The sequence below is a fragment of the Virgibacillus halodenitrificans genome (assembly GCF_001878675.1).
Taxonomy (GTDB): Bacteria; Bacillota; Bacilli; order Bacillales; family Amphibacillaceae; genus Virgibacillus_Q; species Virgibacillus_Q halodenitrificans.
Window position 1 is genome coordinate 563,047 of sequence record NZ_CP017962.1, and the last position, 18,134, is coordinate 581,180.

General features: G+C 37.8%; 15 protein-coding genes. 9 read left to right on the forward strand and 6 right to left on the reverse strand.

Annotated features, from left to right (window positions below; all coding sequences use genetic code 11):
* Together qoxB and qoxA are read right to left on the reverse strand one after the other, a co-directional pair.
* A complete protein-coding gene (gene qoxB / locus BME96_RS02950) occupies positions 1-1,944 on the reverse strand; it encodes a cytochrome aa3 quinol oxidase subunit I (protein WP_071648236.1) in 1,944 nt (647 codons plus the stop codon).
* A 24-nt stretch (positions 1,945-1,968) separates the two neighbouring features.
* A complete protein-coding gene (gene qoxA, locus BME96_RS02955; RefSeq protein WP_060681297.1) occupies positions 1,969-2,910 on the reverse strand; it encodes a cytochrome aa3 quinol oxidase subunit II in 942 nt (313 codons plus the stop codon).
* 376 nt (positions 2,911-3,286) lie between these two features.
* Here qoxA and BME96_RS02960 point away from each other — a divergent pair, with 376 nt between their 5' ends.
* A complete protein-coding gene (locus BME96_RS02960) occupies positions 3,287-5,821 on the forward strand; it encodes a transglycosylase domain-containing protein (protein ID WP_071648237.1) in 2,535 nt (844 codons plus the stop codon).
* Between the two features lie 209 nt (positions 5,822-6,030).
* Entirely contained in the window at positions 6,031-6,231 is a 201-nt protein-coding gene (gene cspD / locus BME96_RS02965; RefSeq protein ID WP_019376924.1) for a cold-shock protein CspD, read from the forward strand.
* A gap of 135 nt (positions 6,232-6,366) precedes the next feature.
* Here cspD and BME96_RS02970 read toward each other — a convergent pair whose 3' ends face one another.
* Positions 6,367-7,296: a DMT family transporter gene (locus BME96_RS02970; RefSeq protein WP_071648238.1), complete on the reverse strand. Its 930-nt coding sequence runs from the start codon at positions 7,294-7,296 to the stop codon at positions 6,367-6,369.
* 129 nt (positions 7,297-7,425) lie between these two features.
* On the opposite strand from BME96_RS02970, the gene pdxR reads away from it, so the two are divergent.
* From pdxR to BME96_RS02995, 5 genes are all read left to right on the forward strand, one after another.
* The gene (gene pdxR / locus BME96_RS02975; protein WP_071648239.1) at positions 7,426-8,838 is read left to right on the forward strand and encodes a MocR-like pyridoxine biosynthesis transcription factor PdxR; all 1,413 of its coding nucleotides are present in this window, start codon (positions 7,426-7,428) and stop codon (positions 8,836-8,838) included.
* Between the two features lie 821 nt (positions 8,839-9,659).
* A complete protein-coding gene (gene cyoE / locus BME96_RS02980; protein ID WP_060680183.1) occupies positions 9,660-10,577 on the forward strand; it encodes a heme o synthase in 918 nt (305 codons plus the stop codon).
* Positions 10,578-10,593: 16 nt separating this feature from the next.
* Positions 10,594-10,869 carry a GNAT family N-acetyltransferase gene (locus tag BME96_RS02985; RefSeq protein WP_019376920.1) on the forward strand — a complete coding sequence of 92 codons (276 nt, stop codon included), beginning with the start codon at positions 10,594-10,596 and terminating at the stop codon, positions 10,867-10,869.
* 116 nt (positions 10,870-10,985) lie between these two features.
* On the forward strand, positions 10,986-11,216 hold the full coding sequence (locus BME96_RS02990; RefSeq protein ID WP_026041369.1) for an excisionase family DNA-binding protein: 231 nt from the start codon (positions 10,986-10,988) through the stop codon (positions 11,214-11,216).
* Between the two features lie 190 nt (positions 11,217-11,406).
* Positions 11,407-11,850 (forward strand): GNAT family N-acetyltransferase, encoded by a 444-nt coding sequence (locus BME96_RS02995; protein WP_071648240.1) that lies wholly within the window; start codon positions 11,407-11,409, stop codon positions 11,848-11,850.
* 264 nt (positions 11,851-12,114) lie between these two features.
* Here the strand turns inward: BME96_RS02995 and BME96_RS03000 are convergent, their stop codons facing one another.
* Positions 12,115-12,786, reverse strand: coding sequence for an NAD(P)H-dependent oxidoreductase (locus tag BME96_RS03000; protein ID WP_071648241.1), 672 nt, complete (start codon positions 12,784-12,786; stop codon positions 12,115-12,117).
* A gap of 184 nt (positions 12,787-12,970) precedes the next feature.
* Between BME96_RS03000 and BME96_RS03005 the strand changes: the two genes are divergently transcribed.
* The gene (locus BME96_RS03005; protein WP_019376915.1) at positions 12,971-13,870 is read left to right on the forward strand and encodes an RluA family pseudouridine synthase; all 900 of its coding nucleotides are present in this window, start codon (positions 12,971-12,973) and stop codon (positions 13,868-13,870) included.
* Positions 13,871-14,439: 569 nt separating this feature from the next.
* On the opposite strand, the gene BME96_RS03010 is transcribed toward BME96_RS03005, so the two are convergent.
* Both BME96_RS03010 and BME96_RS03015 read right to left on the reverse strand, forming a co-directional pair.
* Positions 14,440-15,426, reverse strand: a complete 987-nt coding sequence (locus BME96_RS03010; RefSeq protein ID WP_082388029.1) for a DmpA family aminopeptidase — start codon at positions 15,424-15,426, stop codon at positions 14,440-14,442.
* A gap of 186 nt (positions 15,427-15,612) precedes the next feature.
* Entirely contained in the window at positions 15,613-16,968 is a 1,356-nt protein-coding gene (locus BME96_RS03015) for an alkaline phosphatase (protein WP_071648242.1), read from the reverse strand.
* Between the two features lie 294 nt (positions 16,969-17,262).
* Between BME96_RS03015 and BME96_RS03020 the strand changes: the two genes are divergently transcribed.
* The gene (locus tag BME96_RS03020; protein ID WP_071648243.1) at positions 17,263-17,841 is read left to right on the forward strand and encodes a redoxin domain-containing protein; all 579 of its coding nucleotides are present in this window, start codon (positions 17,263-17,265) and stop codon (positions 17,839-17,841) included.
* Positions 17,842-18,134: the final 293 nt, after the last annotated feature.

Consider the following 18,134-nt stretch of genomic DNA (forward strand, 5'->3'; position numbering starts at 1 on the left):
TCATAACCCCCTTGCTTTCCGCTCAGTGCGTTTAATTTCTTCAACACTTACATAATAACCTTCATCATAATCATAAGTACGAAGGATCATGAAAATAATTCCACCAATTAACCCAACAATAGCCAGCCAAATCCATTCAAATACGAGACCAAAGCTTGCTAATCCAAGGAAAGCCATCATAATAAATGGTCGTCCGGTATAGCTTGGCATGTGGATCGGTTTTACATTAGGTTCATCAAAGGTTGTTTTTCCTTCTTTCTTCATTCTTACGTATGGGTCAATTTCATCCACATATGGCACAGTGGCGAAGTTGTAATAAGGAACTGGTGTAGTTGTAGCCCACTCCAGTGTACGTCCATTGCCATTCCAAGAATCTCCTGTTGCTTCACGTTCGCTGTGACGGTAGCTATAGTAAACGTTATAAACGAAGATAGCGAAGCCGATGCCCATTCCAAAAGCACCTACAGTTGAAATAACGTTTAGTGGCAACCACTCTACCACATTTGTTATAAACAATCTTCTAGGCATGCCGTCTAATCCCAGGAAGTATTGTGGGAAGAAACAAACATGGAAACCAATTACGAAAAACCAGAATGCCCATTTTCCGATACGCTCGTTCATTTTGTGACCGAACATTTTCGGATACCAATATACAAGACCTGCGAAGCATGCAAATACAGTTCCTGCAATTAACACATAGTGAAAATGTGCAATAAGGAAATAAGAATTATGGAATTGGAAGTCTGCTGCTGCCATTCCTAGCATAACACCTGTAACACCGCCAAGTATAAAGCTTGGGATGAAGGCTAATGCCCACAACATGGCGACAGAGAATTCGATTTTTGACTTATACAAGGTGGCAAGCCAGTTAAATATTTTAACCCCTGTCGGAACTGCAATTAACATCGTAGATACGGAAAATACAGAGTTGACAAAGGCGCCTGCACCCATTGTAAAGAAGTGATGCACCCAAACTAAAAAGCTGAGTAATGCAATGATAATCATTGACCACACCATGGCACTATAGCCAAATAGGCGTTTCTTTGCAAATGTGGCGATAACTTCGGAAAATATTCCGAACGCCGGTAAGATTACAATATAAACTTCCGGGTGTCCCCACATCCAAAACAGGTTTGCCCACATCATTGGTAAGCCTTCACCTGTTAATGTAAAGAACTGTGAGCCAAATATACGGTCGATCGTTAGTAATGCTAGTGCGATCGTTAGTATTGGAAAAGCAAACACGATTATAAATGAAGTCACTAGTGTTGACCATGTGAATATCGGCATATGGAAAAGCTTCATTCCAGGTGCACGCATTTTTAGGATTGTTACCATTAAGTTAATCCCGGTTGCTAAAGTACCTATCCCTGAAAGCTGCAGTCCCATTAAGTAAAAGTTCTGCCCTGGTCCAGGACTCATAGCAGCACCAGATAGTGGTGTATAGCTTGTCCACCCAGCATCTGGAGAGCCTCCAATAACGAAGGAAATGTTGAATAACATTGCCCCCATGAAGAACGCCCAGAAACTTAATGCATTTAAATAAGGAAATGCGAAGTCTCGTGCTCCTATTTGTAATGGAACAATAATATTCATTAATCCGATTAAAAATGGCATTGCCATAAATATAATCATAATTGTACCGTGTGTTGTAAAAATTTCATTATAATGTTGGGAATCTAAAAAACCTAAATCCGGAAATGCCAACTGCACACGCATCATCATGGCGTCCATTCCACCACGGAATAACATGACAAGGGCACTCAGGATATACATGATCCCAATTTTTTTATGATCAACCGTAGTTAACCATTCCCTCCATAGCCATCCCCATTTCTTAAAATAGGTTAATAGAAAGAGGATTGCTATTGTTACAAGACCAATAGAGACCATTGCTCCATAAATGAGCGGGTCGCCATCAACTAAAAGGGCTTTTATATTCATGGTTTCACCTGCTTTCCTAATCCTTTACTGAAAAGTTTCCTCTTCTTTGATTTTGTCTAAATGAAGTTTTTGCTCAAAGAGCTCCCGATAACGTTTAACTGAATAATCCATGCCTTCTCTTGTGGCATGATTCACATATTCTAAATGAGTGGAAGAAAATGAATCTATATCTGTTAGACCAGGTTTAAGTAATTCATCATACTTTTTTTGTGTTAATTTTGGAGATTCATTTTGTATGTTGCTTACCCACTCATTAAAGGCTGACTCGCTTTCTGCATGTACCTTAAAGGTCTGAGCTGCAAAGCCCTCTCCATTAAAATTGGAATTACGTCCATCATAGACACCTTCTTCATCTGCCTGAAGGAATAATGTCGTTTGCATACCAGCCATGTTGTATTTTTGTCCTCCGAGAGATGGAATCCAAAGTGCTGTCATCGCATCTGCTGAGGTAAGTTTAAACTCAATTGGGCGGTCCTTTGGTATGTGTAAATAATTGACCGTCTCAATATTTTGTTCTGGGTAGCTGAAGAACCACTTCCAATCAGCTGTTGTTGCATGAATAACCAATGGTTCTTTCGCCGGCTCTGCTTCTACAGGCTCGGGTGCTTTCTCCAAATCAAATAGGGTAGTAACTGTTGGAATAGATAACATTATCACTATGATAATAGGGATAACTGTCCATACTACTTCAATTGCTTTATTACCATGTAGGTTTGGAGCATAGTCACTTTCTTTACGATTCGGGCGATTTTCCCTATATTTGATGATCATGTACGTAAACAAAGCGAATACTACTACAATAATTCCAAGCATAAACCATAGGGAGTATATAATCAGATCATATTGCTTTTCCGCAACTGGCCCTTTTGGATCAAGTACTGATATGCCTTCACAGCCACTCAAAAATACGAGTAAAACAAGTGATGCTAAAACAATCCATTTTGACCGCAGAAGTTTAGATTTCATGGGATTGCCCCTCCTGTCTATCCATTATTTTAAAAAATTTATTCATTATTGGATTTCCCGAGTATACCAAATTTGAATAAGTTTTTTTACGTGTTTTTGAAAGTGTCATGTAACTTTCAATTTATAGTAAAATTTTTGTCACAAATTGTCGACAAACGAAAGGAATTTATCTGTTGTTTTCCCTAAATTAAAGAAAATAAGCCATATATTTCTTTGAATGTTACTTCTTTTCAATAAAGATTTACTATACTGAATTAGGTGTAAGAAATACTTCATTGGATAAATAAAAAAGAATCACTATTTTCTTTATGTTTCAGATGAAGTGGAATTGGGTATTTTCTCATAAGGAATGAAGCGTCTTAAGGAGGGGAGAGGCATGAGTGAAGATCTCCAGTCTCGTCAACAATATAAAAAAGAAAAAAAGAAGGGGAAGAAAGAAAAAAGTAAATCTAGAAAAATTCTATTTCGTACCTTCTTAGCATTTGTTTTAATAGCTGTATTGGCTATCGGTTTAGGTGGTTATACAGTAATAGCATACATAAGTGATGCACCGGAAATTACTCCTGCCCAGTTGGAAAATCCCCAGTCATCTACTATCTATGATATGAATGACCAGGAAGTGACAGATGTAGCTGGGAAAGAATATAGAGAAATTGTCCCACTTAATAAAATACCGAAGCATGTGCAAAATGCTTTCATCGCCGTAGAAGATGTCCGATTTTGGGAGCATGGAGGCGTTGATATTAAACGTATTGGTGGGGCTGTGCTTGCGAATTTAAAGAATGGGTTTGGTGCGGAAGGTGCCAGTACCATTACACAACAGTTAGTGAAAAAATCTTTTCTGAGTCCGGAGAAAACAATAGAAAGAAAAGTACAGGAAGCTTATTTGGCAGTAAAAATGGAGGAAAAGTACACCAAAAAAGAAATATTGGAAATGTATCTGAATAAAATTTATTTTGGTGAAGGAGCCTATGGAGTTTCTACAGCAGCGGAAGTTTACTTTGGAAAATCAGTAGACGAGTTGACCACCAGCGAAGCAGCTCTACTTGCAGGCCTGCCACAACGGCCGAGTGGTTATAATCCATACAAACATCCGGAGCTTGCTAAGAAACGAAGAGATACAGTTATTTCATTAATGGAAAAGCATGGTTTTATTTCCGCAGAGGAGAGCGAAAAAGCTCAATCAACTGCAGTAAAAGATATGCTAACAGAGCAAAAAGACAATACATCATACGATAGCTATATCGATCAAGTTATTTATGAGCTAAAGAAAAATGGAATTTCTGAAAAAGATCTTTATACTTCTGGCTTGAAAATTTACACTACCCTTGATCCAAAGGCTCAGAAATTCACTGACAAAGTATTAACGACAGATGAATATATCTCCTATCCTGACGATAAGCTGAAAGCTGGTGTCGTCCTACTTGATACAAAGTCAGGAGCTATTCGTGCAATTGGCGGGGATAGAAGTCCGGGTGAGGAAGATATTAAGAAAGGATATAACTATGCAACACAATTAAGACGGCAGCCTGGTTCTACTGCAAAGCCGATTATGGCATATGGCCCGGCAATTGAAAAATTAAAATGGTCTACGTATAAGCAGATTAAAGATGAAGAGGTAGAAATAAATGGAAAGACTTTCCGCAACTGGGATAGAAGGTTCCATGGTGAGATTTCTATGCGGACCGCATTGCAATGGTCTTATAACATTCCGGCAATTAAGACCATGCAAGAGGTCGGCCCGGAGAATGCTAAGGAATTTGCAGGGAAATTAGGGATCAACTTGGAGAATGTATATCCATCATATGCAATTGGTGGATTTGAACACGGGACCTCACCACTGCACATGGCGGGAGCGTATGCTGCTTTTGGTAATAAAGGAGAATATAATAAACCACATACCATTCGAAAAGTAGTCTATCCTGAAGGTAAGGAAGAAAACTTTCAACCGAAATCAGTAAAAGCAATGAGTGACTATACAGCATATATGGTTACAGACATGTTGAAAACAGTGGTTAAAGAAGGAACTGGAACAATGGCGAATATTCCTGGTCTTCCATTAGCAGGGAAAACTGGTACAAAAATGCTCCCGGAGCATATTCAGGGAGAAGGCGTATCGGATGCATGGTTTGCAGGCTATACAACTGACTATACTGCAGCAGTTTGGACCGGATATGATAAAACAACCCAGGAAACCTATATTAAAAAAGAAGATGATGATATTTCTAAATTGATTTTCAAGTATATTATGGAAGAAGTATCAAAAGAAAAAGAGACAGCTGACTTTGAAAAACCTTCTTCGGTTGTAGAAGTGGAAATTGATAAAGAAACCGGCCTTAAAGCAAATAAATATACACCAGAAGAAAATACTGTGACCGAATTATTCGTAAAAGGTACTGTTCCTGAAACAAAGCCAATTCCAGTACCAGATAAGCCTGAGCCGAAAGAGAAAGAAGATAAGAAGGAAAAGGATAAAGAGAAGGATAAGGAAGATAAAGAGAAAGAAAAAGATAAAAAAGAACAAGAGCAGGAAAAGAAAGAGCAAGAACAGAAAGAGAAAGAACAGGAAAAGAAAGATAAAAAAGATGAAGAAGATAAGAAAGACAAGAAGGAAGAAAAGAACAAAGATCAAGAGCAAAAAGATGATCAAGGTAAAGATCAGGAGCAAGATCAAGAGAATAAAGACGACCAACAGGATAATGAGAAAAAAGAGGAAGGTAGTACAGGGGATGGATCTAATAAAGAAGATAAAGAAGACGAGAGCTCCTCGGGAAATAAAACAGATGAACAATCGGATGGTGGTAGAAAGGAAGATGTAACTAGTCAAAGTAACAGCCCAAATAAAACAGAGGATTCAACGGATGCACAGAAGAAGGATTCCAGCTCAACGGAAAAAGATACTGGGGGCTGATCCTTCCTGTGAATTTTCAGTGAAAAAATCCACTATGTAAAAATTTTTTACTAATTTTGTATAATCCCTTGCATTTTATTTTTTTTCCATTATAATTAAGAGTAATTATTCTTGTTCGGTGTGTAAGAAGGATTTAATTTTCACCTTCGATTTCTAATTGAGCAACAATAGTAATATAATGTGGCTATGCCACGTAGGAGGAAACAAACATGCAAGAAGGTTCAGTAAAATGGTTTAACGCAGAAAAAGGTTTCGGTTTCATCGAAGTTGAAGGTGGAGACGATGTATTCGTACATTTCTCAGCTATCCAAGGTGAAGGATTCAAAACTTTAGAAGAAGGTCAAAAAGTTTCTTTTGATATCGAAGAAGGACAACGCGGACCTCAAGCAACTAACGTTGTTAAGGCGTAACTTATAAAAAAAGGACTCTATTACAGAGTCCTTTTTTATTTTCCTCTAGAAACATCCCTAAGATTTTAAGTTGAGATGCAAAAAAGCAGGCTCAATGATATTCAGCCTTTATATATAAAGAAATTACACTTTTATTTAAGTGGAATTATGCAATTTCTTAGAGTGGCCCTCCCAAGATACATCATTTTCTTCTGCTTTGTTTTTTAGATTGGAAATTGAAACACCTAGTAATGTGAGGATCCCACCAAAAATCGCATGAATCGTATGTGTTTCGCCCAACCAAATCCAAGCAATCAGGAAAGAGAATGCAGGTGTAAGGTATAGGGAACTTGTGGCTTCGGCTGCTCCATTTTTTGAGGTTACATATGCTATTGCAAAATAAGGTATAACTGTCGGGAATATTCCCAGATAAATAACTACTAGCGTAACCTCCATAGGCGCTTGTAATATCTCCTGACCCAAACCAGGAGTAAAAAACAGCATGCTGATGGTTCCAGCCCAAATCGTATACATGGTAAAAGGAAAGAATCCATATTTCTTTAAATAGGTATGTTGGAAAACAAAGTAAAAGCTTTCAGATAATGCTGCCAGTAAAACTAAAAATATTCCAATAGTAAATGAAAAATTAGTAGAAGAGCCTCCTATCGTAATAAATACGACTCCGATCAAGGCGATCAATGCACCCATCCAACCTTGGACTTTCAGTCGCTCACCAGAATAAAGAAAAGCTATGAGCGCTGTAAATATTGGCGTAGTAGAAACGAGTAAACTTGCTACACCTGCACTCACGGTGCGTTCCCCATAATTTAAGGCTACATGATATACGGCAAATGCCAAAAACCCCAATAAGAGAATGACTGGTATATCCTTCAATTCAGGCAAAGGTATATTTAAAAAGAAAGCAATAATTAGTAACAGAGCAGAGCCAATGACTAGCCGTAAAAGTGAAAGATGCTCTGGAGAGTATGCTGTTAATGCTATTCGGATACCAGGGAATGCTGAGGCCCATAGGATAATGGTTAATAATTGAGCAATAACTATTTTTGGTTGTAATTTAACCCTCATAATTAATCCCCCCGTCTCTTTATCCAACCAATTTATTTTTGTGTTTCCAATCATAACGGCATTTTGGTAAAATGTCTCCAACCAGTTTATTAATTAAAAGCCAACCAGTTGTTTGAAATGAGGGGTTAGATGAGTAAGCCTAAATATATGGAAATTATAGAATACATAAAAGAAAAAATTGCCAAAGGTGAATGGGTAATAGGTAGTCGGATTCCCAGCCAGCGAACTCTAGCAGCGACATTTAATGTTAATAGGAGTACTGTAATTACTGCCTTGGAAGAATTGATGGCAGACGGACTTATTAAAGGTGTAGCTGGCAAAGGTACAATTGTTACTAATAATACGTGGACATTAATGGGGAATAATCCCACAGCAAATTGGAATGAAAATGTTTCATTAGGGACACATAAGGCAAGTGTAGCAACTGTACAAGCAATTAATGAGGCGGAAGCAAATGAAGCGTTTATCCAATTGAGTAAAGGTGAATTGGCAAAAGATTTGTTTCCTGGCGATAAAATGAAATCAGTGGTCAAAAGAGTCGCAGAACAAGAAATAGCATTAGGTTATGAAAAGCCAAAGGGGAATATTCGACTCCGTTACGCAATAAGCCAGTATTTAAATAAGAGAGGGATGGACGTATCACCTGAAGCAATTTTAATTGTATCTGGTGCGCTTCAAGCCTTGCATCTTATCTCAATTGGTTTATTAAAAAAAGGTTCCACCGTATTTCTTGAGAAACCTTCCTATCTCTATTCTCTATCTGTATTCCAATCTGCAGGTATGCAGCTGAAGGGGCTATCAATGGATCAAGAGGGACCAATGCTGCATACTCTCTATCAAGCGAAACACACAGATAACAGTATAGTTTATACAAATCCTACTTTCCAAAATCCCACTGGAAAGCTAATGTCAGATAGAAGGAGAGAGGAACTGTTGGATGTCTGCAAAGAACACCAACTTCCAATTATTGAGGATGATGTGTACAGAGATTTATGGTTGGATGGCCCCCCGCCAGCTTCATTAAAATCAAAGGATTTGAACGGGAATGTACTCTACTTGGGAAGCCTCTCCAAAACGTTAAGCCCAGGCTTACGAATTGGCTGGATTGCTGGTACAGAATCGGTCATCTCACGTTTGGCAGATCTTAAAATGCAATCTGATTATGGTTCTAGTACTCTTTCCCAACTTGTGGCAGCAGAATGGCTTACAAGTGACCTTTATGAAGCTCATATCAAAACCGTAAGAGAACAATTAAGAATTCGTAGAACTGCGGCATTAGACGCGTTGGATAGTTACGTTTCTGATTATGCTACATGGGAAATCCCCCGAGGAGGATTGTTTATATGGCTAAAAGTAAAACCCGAATTCAAAAAAACTAAATTATTTGAAAAAGCATTATCCAAGGGAATTGTATTAAATCCAGGCAGCATTTACGCAGAAACCTCCGGGCAATTTATAAGAATCTCTTATGGATGCGCCTCTATGGAAGAAATAAGAAAGGGAATATATGAATTAGGGAAATTACTTAAAGATATAAAATAGATTTCTATTAAAGATGGCGGATGTGACGGACATTGAGAGCGGGAAATCGAGTGTGGATGTCTATCATAGGGGTGATGACGGACATTGGGAATGAGAAATCGGGTCTAAATGTCTATCATAGAGTGAATGACGGACATTGGGAACGAGAAATCGAGTGTGAATGTCTATCATAGAGCGTATGACGGACATTGGGAGCGAGAAATCGGGTCGTAATGTCTATCATAGAGTGAATGACGGAGATTGAGAGTACGAAATCGGGTCGTAATGTCTATCATAGGGGTGATGACGGACATTGGGAGCGAGAAATTGAGTGTGAATGTCTATCATAGAGTGGATGACGGACATTGAGAGCACGAAATCGGGTCATAATGTCTATCATAGAGGTGATGACGGACATTGGGATCGAGAAATCGAGTGTGAATGTCTATCATAGGGCGTATGACAGACATTGGGATCGAGAAATCGAGTGTGAATGTCTATTATAGAGTGAATGACGGACATTGGGAATGAGAAATCGGGTCGTAATGTCTATCATGGATTGATTGACGGACATTGAGTACGAAAAAACAACCCCGAATGTCTATCATACTAGAAATTACTATTCTATAGCACGCTCCAGTCAAATATTTCTCTTAAATTAATAGTTTACCAACATTAAATCGTAAAGCTGGATTAGCTACTTGCCTCCTCCGTCAAAAGTTTTCATGCTGTATAGTGAAAATTCTGTAGTAATATAGAGTAATAGTCTCTCATGACATTCCGTGATATGATAAAAGTATAAACAAAGTTTAAAATTGCCCGAATCAGGGAGGATATATGATATGGGAATGGGAAGTGCATCACCAACTATACAAAACGATTCGAAACGAGCGACGTTTTCGGATATAAAATCACTTATAAAAGGACCAGTTTTAATTGCAAATGTATTACCTGTTTTCTCAGGTTTTTGGCTCGCCCTTTATTTTTCTGGATCCTTAATAACAGAACAATGGCCACTCCTTATACTTATCATGCTCGGAAGTACACTGGTTATGGCTGGAGCATTAGTAATTAATAATTGGTATGATGTGGATATCGATGAGATTATGGCCAGGACGCAGAATCGACCTACTGTAACGGGGAAGATATCACTCAAGATTGTGTTATGGACAGGGATTGTCTTATCACTGGCAGGTTTCATCTTGTTATGGTTTACGACATGGGAAGCCACATTATATGCCTTCATCGGCTGGTTTACCTATGTGGTTCTTTATACAATGTGGACAAAGCGAAAATACACTTTAAATACGGTGATCGGTAGTATATCGGGTGCAGTTTCTCCTTTAATTGGCTGGGCCGCAATAGAATCTGCTTTTCATATTGTCCCAATTATGCTTTTTGCTATTTTATTTATCTTTCAAATGCCGCATACTTTTGCAATTGCTATTAAAAAATATGAAGAATACAAGGCGGCAGATGTAGCAATGCTACCAGTAGTGCATGGGTTTTCGATTACAAAACGCCAAATAGTAATTTATATTGCCTGTCTGCTACCGTTACCTTTTTACTTGATTCAATTAGGGACCTTTTTTATTACAGTTGCAACAATTTTGAACGTTGGTTGGTTGATTATTGCCTTAAGAGGATTTTTTACGAAAGACGATCAAAAATGGGCACATTGGATATTCTTATATTCCGTTAATTATATTACGATTATTTTTGTTCTTGCTGTTGTAGTAACTCTGCCAGCATTTCAATAAATAAGGAGGAATTTTTGTGGACATTAAGCAAGGAAATCATTCTTTTTTTATCGGTGAAAATCAAGACGAACCATTAGCAGAGATATCATTTATTCCAGGTGAGAGAAACTCGATTATTGTAGATCATACAGTCGTATCAGCTGAGTTGCAAGGGCAAGGTGTTGCAGGAAAGTTAGTAGATAGACTGGTACAGTATGCCAGAGAGGAAGGATTGAAAATCATCCCTCAATGCTCTTATGCACAAAAGAAGCTTGAAAATACACCGGAATATCAGGATGTACTAGGAAAGTGAGATGGTCACTGTAAATCTGCTTGAGGAATTGATTGATACGTACCTGGAAAATTTTGATGAGATAAACTATGTATTAGATAGGAACAGTCTGGGCTATTCGGGAAAGGACCAAGGATATGTACAAAACCATACAGGAGACTGCTGAGTATTTATCAATGGACATAGCAAAAGTGAGAGCACTCGTATTGGAAGGAAGAATTCGTGCCATTCATGATGGTAACCAATACTTAATAAATCAAGCCCAATTTAAAACACACTTTGAAGATGTAGAGAAATATAGACAAAAGATTCAGGAATACTTAAATGAACCGATTCCTGAAGATATTGACGTAAAGGATGAAGATTAATAGAACTGCTAAAGCACGGTTAATTACTATTATCTAAAAGCAAATTCACAAAAAATCTCTAGAAAACGAGTAGAAAACCCAAAAGGATTTTTACTCGTTTTTATTTAGGTTATTATATAGATTGAGCATAAAAAGCAACAAGAGTTATTAGTATATTATTTATAAATTATATAGCAGGAGGCAGAACGAGATGAAGGTTAGCATATTAAAGAAAAATGATTTTGAGAAAATGAAGGATCTATTTTTGGATGTATTTACTAATGAACCTTGGTTTGATAAATGGAACAATGAAGAACAATTACATGCATATTTAACAGAACTAACCGAAAATAATAACTCACTAACATTAGCTCTATATAGTGAGGAGGATGAGCTTATCGGCTGTGCATTAGGTTATATTTTTAATTGGTGGGAAGGTCGGGAATATTTTATTAGAGAGTTTTTTATTTCTAGAAAAAGGCAAAATCAAGGACTAGGTAGTTCTTTTCTTCAACTAATGAATGAAATATTAAACGAAAAGGAGATTAAGCATATAACATTAACTACAGAAAAGAATGTTCCGGCATATGGATTCTATCATAAAAATGGATTTTCAGATTTAAAAGATTCAGTTAATCTGGTTAAAAAAGTATAGTAATAATAATAAGATCAAATCTACTAGAATGGTAAAATCTGTTTATAAAAAAATGATAGGAAATGGGGGCAGGCCATGGTCAGTACGTCTGAGATGGAAGTGTCTTTTCCTTGTAAGTCAAGGTCTACATCAGGCTTTTCATCTAAGCAATGTATTCAAAGTTAATAAAATAAAAGAAGCCCAGGAGTAGGCTTCTTTTTGGGTGGAAATTAACTATGAGATTAATGTAGATATCAGCTTATCAGGCTTCCCTATGTTTCAACATTAAACCCACTGTGCTACTTCTTCAATATTTCTTCGTGTTTTTCCTCGTTTTGGGTCTTCTTTTCTATAGCCGAATGCGGCGAGTACAGATGCGCCGAATTGACCGTTTTCCAGTAGCCCTTCTTCTTCTAGTAATGCATCAAGTTTTTCTTGGTTGAATCCCTCCATTGGAGTGGAGTCAATTCCTAGGAGTGCTGCAGCCGTCAGCATATTTCCTAAGGCAATATATGTTTGCTTTGATGCCCAATCAAAAAGAGTTCGCTCATTATCTAATATCTGTTTTTGTTCTTGGAAGCGTTTATAATGACCGGAGACCTCTGTAACCACTGTTTCAGGCATTTGTTGTACGTCTTTCATTTGACTGAACAGATAATTCGAGTCATACCGGACATTTTTCCTTGCTAAAAGAATAACAAAATGGCTTGCTGACTTTAATTTTTCTACAGCGCCTGGGGCTACTTCCATTAACTTATTCCGTAATTCTGGACTTTGAACTATTAAAAACTTCCAAGGTTCAGAACCTAATGAACTGGGTGATAATCTTCCCGCTTCCAAAATAAATTTAAAGTCGTTATCCGATATTTTTCTGTTTGGATCGTACAATTTGGTGGCATGACGAAAGTGGTATGCCTCCATCACTTTCTCTTTAATTGTAGATGTTTGATTTGTCATAAAAATTCCCCTCCTGATAAAAGATAATACGTGGAAAGTTCAGATATAGGAAGTTTTGTGCTTCTATGTTTATCTTGAAGTCTGCGATAAGGATATAGGAGACTCTGGGATTTGCGTAACGATCAAAGAAAGATTACTCTTATATATAAGAAATACGTTCTTTAAAGATAAAGGAGTTTTATTATTGCCAAAAAAACAGCCATCAAGAGATAAGAATAATTTACATTTTACCGTGGAAAAGCAAATGGAGCTGCTCCCTTTTTTACTGGAAGCTATGCCCAATCGTAGCCGGAATTCCGTGAAATCCATTCTGACGCGTGGCCAGGTGACCGTAGATGATCATATTGAAACGAAGCATAATTATCCTTTATATAGTGGTCAAACGATCAAGATTTTAAAAAACAAAGCAGCAGTAAAAGAAAGTGCATTGATTGGTATGACGATTCTATATGAAGATGAAGATATAATAGTGATTAATAAAGAGGCGGGATTGTTGTCCATTGCGACACAGAAAGAAAAAAAGCAGACCGCTCATCATCAGCTTATGGAACATGTCCGGAAAGAAGATCCATTAAACCGGGTTTTTGTCGTCCACCGATTAGATAAAGATACTTCTGGAGTTATGCTCTTCGCTAAAAATGAAGCTGCGAAGAGAAAGCTTCAAGATACGTGGAAAAAAAGCGTAAAGGAACGCACCTATGCTGCGCTTGTAGAGGGGAAGGTAGAGAAGCAAAAAGGATATATTTCTTCCTGGTTAAAAGAGAGCAAAACCCATATGATGTATTCCAGTCCTGTTAAAAATGACGGACAGCATGCAATAACACATTATAAGGTCGTCCAGTCTAATAATGATTTTTCTTTATTAGAGGTTCAATTGGAAACGGGGCGGAAAAATCAAATCCGGGTGCACATGCAAGACCTTGGACATCCCGTTGTAGGGGATAAAAAATACGGGTCTAAACAAAATGTGATCAGAAGACTGGGGTTGCATGCGAAGATCCTTTCTTTTAATCATCCGAGTACTGGGCAACTATTACTTTTTAAAGCCGAGGTACCAAAGTCATTTTATGCAAAATCTAAATGAGTAAACAGTCTGGGACATAACTAAATAGAACAAAACTAGAGATGAACATTGAAAGTGACAGATATACCGCTACGGGAAAACGCTTCGCTTTCCGTGGGCGCTGTTAAGCCTCCTCGTGCTATGCACTCCGGGGTCTTACCTAGGCTTTTTCTCCCACAGGAGTCTGCGCGTTTTCCCTTCGCTAATTTTCCATAAAAAATCCGAACTATGATTTAAATACAATATAAATCAGTTCGGATTTTTTATTAACTAAAGATTATTGCCTCAGCCTCTTATTGATATAAGTTTTATATTATAGTTAAATTTCACAAAAAAGATAAACAGCAAAGTAACTAGGTGTTGGAATTACAATTTAATTACAAGAACACTGAAATATTGAGTTTATTTACTCAAGTGCTATTGCAAACTTTTTATTGTAAATAAGTGCTCTCTATTTCTTAGAATGTGCGGAAGTTGTTTCCACCTACTGCTGCTTACTCATCCTGCGGCGGATAAATCAGATCGACTGTTGAATAGTACTCTCCATGGCTGATAGTTTTTTACTCCTACATTCTAAAATTGTAGCTAAATTAAATAGGAGCTTTTTCTACTACCCTGCCATTTCTTCCTTCTGTCGTTTTTGCTTGCATTAAGGAACGAATTACTGCTTCCTCTGTTGTTTCGATAACTGCTTGGAACAAATCATTCATAACAGGGTGATCATCACGAAGAAATGAAGCTGTTTCTTTAGCGGAATCACTTTTATGATCGTATACATTGGCAGTTGAAAAAGCAATGGCAATATCCCCGCTGCCATTATCAATGCGGCTTCCTGTTCTCCCAAGTCCCGCTGCACAACGCTTGGCGAGTCTTTTTAGCTGCCTGTCATATAAGGGGGCATCAGTTGCAATAATCATCATGATAGAGCCATCCGGTGTAGGTATTTGCGTGGTTTCCAGATTTGCAAATAATGCATGTTCTCTTCTACCAAAGTTACTTACAACAAGACAACCGACAGTGTATGTATTTAAATTATCTGTAATTGTTCGTGAAGCTGTTCCTATACCACCTTTATAACCAAAGCAAACCATTCCCTTACCTGCTCCGACATCTCCTTCCTCCACTGGATGATTCGTAGCATTTTCTAATGCGCTGATTGCATGTGTAGGTTTGATTGCTTGTTCGCGGATCGAATTTAGATAGCTATCATTACATTCGCCGACTACAATATTAATTGAGCTGGTTGTATCACCAATTTCTTGCGTGCGATCGAGCATATATTTTAATGTCCCTTGCCAAACAGCTCCGACACTAAATGTATTTGTCAGCATAATTGGAGATTCCAATAATCCCAGTTCTTCTATTTGTACGAGGCCGGTTGTTTTGCCATAGCCATTAATGACAGCACTTCCAGTTCTAACTTTTTTACGAAAGAGATTCCCTTCATGTGGTAATATCGCTGTTACTCCTGTACAGATTGTTTTTTCCTCGGTTAGCTTTTCATATAATGTGGTATGACCGACTTTTACGCCAGGTACATCTGTAATGCAGTTTGCTTTCCCTTTTTGTAAATGCAAAAAATCCACTACCTTCCAATTTATATTTATTATAAGAATTATAACAAAAATTAAACTATATATTTTCTCATTCAACAAAAAGCGCACAAATCCTGCCATAAAAAGTCTCTTCTCCAACATATGGTTTTCAGGGATTTAATTTTGTAATAACAAAAAGCAGACTGCATACACAGTCTGCTTTAATGCTTATTTAAGAAAGTTAAATACTTCATTGGCGATGTCTGTATTATCAACTAATCCGGAGAAGACCTCACTCTTCGGTCCATATGCGTACACGGGAACATCTACACCTGTATGTCCGCTTGTGGTAAATCCGATGCCTGCTCGAACATTGAATACTTCAGAAACCGCTGCATACACTGTATCGAAATCTTCAGTTTCTGCTGCTTGTTGGATAGCTGAGATTTCTTCTTCAGTAAAGTCGAGATCAGCGTATTCATCTAAAACCTCTTCAACTTCTTCACCATCCATTATCTCTTCTGCCATAAACTCAGGTGTGCGTTCAGCTGCTTTGATCACTTCCGGATACATGTTGTACTCACCATCACGGCCAATGGAAAAACCGCCTGTAGAATGGTCTGCTGTTAAAACAACCTGTGTATGTTTATCCTTCTTAGCAAATTCAATAACGGTTTCAAATGCTTTAGCAAAATCCTCCATCTCACTCATGGCACTGACAGAATCATTTGCATGCCCAGCCCAGTCTATTTGACTTCCTTCTACCATAAGGAAGAACCCATCTTTATTCTTGCTTAGCTGCTCAAGAGCTGTCGTCGTCATTTCTTCAAGGGACGGACTATCCTCCCCATCAATTGCTTTCGGAAGACCGACTGGAGCAAATAAACCTAGTAATTTATCATTCTCATTCTCAAGCATTTCTTCTCTATCATCTACATAATTATAGCCATCTTCTTCAAATTCTTCTATTAAATCTCTATCTTCTCGGTCGAAATAGTCTGTACCCCCGCCGAGCATAATATCTACTTTATGTTCTCCATTAATCATTTCATCGAAGTAATCATCAGCAATTTCATTATAATTCCTTCTGGATTCATCATGTGCTCCAAAAGCTGCTGGAGTGGCATGGTTAATTTGTGATGTGGCAACAAGACCTGTAGATTTGCCTTTTTTCTTGGCAGCCTCAAGTACGGTTTCCACTTCGCTTCTTTCTGTATCCACTGCAATTGCTCCATTATATGTTTTTATACCTGCCGACATGGAGGTTGCTGCAGCTGCTGAATCAGTAATATTTTCTTCTGGGTCGTCTGCATAAGTTGTTGCCATTCCTACTAAATGCTTGTCGAATACTGTTTTTTCCATCTGTGGTGTTGAAGGGTCATCTTTCATATAACGATAGGCTGTAGGATAGGATGGCCCCATTCCGTCTCCAATCATAACGATCACATTCTTTACTTTACCGTTATTCTGGGACGTATTGTTATCTTTTCCCTTTTTTGCACCAGTTGCTTCCCCATTCATAGCTAACAAGCTTCCAATTGCCAATACAAAAATCGTGGCGATAATCCAGAGCTTTTTTCTCATCCTTCTCCTCCTTCAATTAATAATAAGACTAGTCTTACTATTATCATAGTTGAAAAGATAGGAGAACTAAATGGTAGAAAAGGTATATTTTTAGAAGAAGAGACTGATGGAAGGCAATCCAGGAAGGGTATAACCAAGCAATTTAGTAAAAAGGTATTACAAAACTTTACAAGAGGTTTATAAATTAACGTTAAAATTGTCAAAAATAATTCCATATCCCTGGTAAAAAAGTATGTTATGTCCTTTTTTGTGGAAGGCTATCGTTAAATGTAATGGAGAAGCAGGAGGATGGGCATGAAAAAAGTGTTTTGGCTAGTCGTGTTATCAGGCCTCTTCTGGGTCGGATACTACAGTTATGGAATTATAAATGCAGCTCCAAATTCGTCTGATACCTTACAGATGGAAAAGAATACAGCCATGGTAAATACCTCACAGACAGAGAAAGCATTGGAAGGTACCGAAATTGGCGATACAGCTCCAGATTTTGAATTGGTCTCAACAAATGAAGAAAAAGTAAAGTTATCTGATTATCGGGGAAAGAAAGTAATGCTAAATTTCTGGGCTACATGGTGTCCGCCGTGCAGAGAAGAAATACCAGCTATGCAAAACTTCTATGAAGAAAAAGAAATCGTTATTCTTGCGGTTAACTTGACCCAAACGGAAGCTAAAAAGCAAGATGTAGTAGATTTTATGGAAATGCATCGAGTCACCTTTCCCGTCCTGCTGGATGAGGCTTCTGAAGTAAGCAATAAATATCGCATTCAACCAATCCCGACTACCTATATGATCGATTCCCAAGGTAAAATTAGATTTAAGGCATATGGAGCTATGACCTATGAACAAATGGTAAGTGAGTTTGAAAAAATGAAATAATGTAACCTTTCCGACGACCAAGGTACAGCAATTGTAAATGCTGATTTCCTTGGTCTCTTTGTGGTAAACTAGCATATAGTATGAAACATTATCGGGGGAGATTATCATTAAACTTTTAGTGACACAGCTTCTTATCACAGCGGTGATTTGGACGGGAATGGCTTTCTTCTTTTCAGACATGAATGCACAAAGTAAAGCTATTTTCTATCTTGTTACATCTTGGTTATTATTTTTGATCGTAATTATTTTAAGAACATTACTTGGGAAAAGAAAGAGCAAATGAATGACTACAA

What these genes read in the sequence shown, in the direction of transcription:
- BME96_RS03015 (WP_071648242.1), bottom strand. Translation starts at nt 16,968, where the DNA reads ATGAGAAAAAAGCTCTGGATTATCGCCACGATTTTTGTATTGGCAATT.
- BME96_RS02990 (WP_026041369.1), top strand. Translation starts at nt 10,986, where the DNA reads ATGTACAAAACCATACAGGAGACTGCTGAGTATTTATCAATGGACATA.
- BME96_RS03000 (WP_071648241.1), bottom strand. Translation starts at nt 12,786, where the DNA reads ATGACAAATCAAACATCTACAATTAAAGAGAAAGTGATGGAGGCATAC.
- BME96_RS02960 (WP_071648237.1), top strand. Translation starts at nt 3,287, where the DNA reads ATGAGTGAAGATCTCCAGTCTCGTCAACAATATAAAAAAGAAAAAAAG.
- BME96_RS02970 (WP_071648238.1), bottom strand. Translation starts at nt 7,296, where the DNA reads ATGAGGGTTAAATTACAACCAAAAATAGTTATTGCTCAATTATTAACC.
- cyoE (WP_060680183.1), top strand. Translation starts at nt 9,660, where the DNA reads ATGGGAATGGGAAGTGCATCACCAACTATACAAAACGATTCGAAACGA.
- pdxR (WP_071648239.1), top strand. Translation starts at nt 7,426, where the DNA reads ATGAGTAAGCCTAAATATATGGAAATTATAGAATACATAAAAGAAAAA.
- BME96_RS02995 (WP_071648240.1), top strand. Translation starts at nt 11,407, where the DNA reads ATGAAGGTTAGCATATTAAAGAAAAATGATTTTGAGAAAATGAAGGAT.
- BME96_RS03020 (WP_071648243.1), top strand. Translation starts at nt 17,263, where the DNA reads ATGAAAAAAGTGTTTTGGCTAGTCGTGTTATCAGGCCTCTTCTGGGTC.
- qoxB (WP_071648236.1), bottom strand. Translation starts at nt 1,944, where the DNA reads ATGAATATAAAAGCCCTTTTAGTTGATGGCGACCCGCTCATTTATGGA.
- cspD (WP_019376924.1), top strand. Translation starts at nt 6,031, where the DNA reads ATGCAAGAAGGTTCAGTAAAATGGTTTAACGCAGAAAAAGGTTTCGGT.
- qoxA (WP_060681297.1), bottom strand. Translation starts at nt 2,910, where the DNA reads ATGAAATCTAAACTTCTGCGGTCAAAATGGATTGTTTTAGCATCACTT.